This is a genomic window from Luedemannella flava, from assembly GCF_039528515.1.
Classification (GTDB): Bacteria; Actinomycetota; Actinomycetes; order Mycobacteriales; family Micromonosporaceae; genus Luedemannella; species Luedemannella flava.
In genome coordinates, this window is sequence record NZ_BAAALT010000055.1 from 1 (window position 1) to 500 (window position 500).

Annotated in this window: 1 protein-coding gene; it reads right to left on the bottom strand. The window is 74.9% G+C overall.

All coding sequences use genetic code 11. The features are described 5' to 3' along the window. Positions 1–72: 72 nt before the first annotated feature. Positions 73–279 carry a DUF4326 domain-containing protein gene (locus ABD211_RS11280; protein ID WP_344129111.1) on the bottom strand — a complete coding sequence of 69 codons (207 nt, stop codon included), beginning with the start codon at positions 277–279 and terminating at the stop codon, positions 73–75. Between the last annotated feature and the right edge of the window lie 221 nt (positions 280–500).

Consider the following 500-nt stretch of genomic DNA (forward strand, 5'->3'; position numbering starts at 1 on the left):
TGCTGGCGCCGAGCAGGAACACCGGCCAGCCGCGCTGGGCGTAGCGCAACGCCTGGTCGAGCAGTAGACGGTTCACCGGGTTTCCTCCCACGGGTCGGGCAGGTAGGTGGGCGGGTTGGCGATGGCGAGCAGGACGTCGGCGTGACACGGTGCGGACAGCGGGCACCAGCAGGCCAGATCGCGCCCGGCCAGCAGCTCTCGCACGGCGGCGCGCAGCTGCTGGTCCGTGCCGAGGAGCTGCGCGTACCGGTTGACCGCACCCGCTTGAGTGAGCGTCACGCCCTGGTCCNCGGCGGGCATGCGCCACCCGGGCGTGCGGCGGCGCTGGATGCGGGCGGGCATCAGCCGGCCCGCCAGGTCTCGACGTCCATGCCGAGGTGCTCGGCCCATTCGGCCACGTCGGCGTCGCGCTGCGCCTGCCAGCGGGCGAGTTCGGCGGTGTGGCGGGCGCAGTCGCTCCGGTGGCCGGCTTCCGCGTCGTCGGGGTGGCCGGCGTCGGG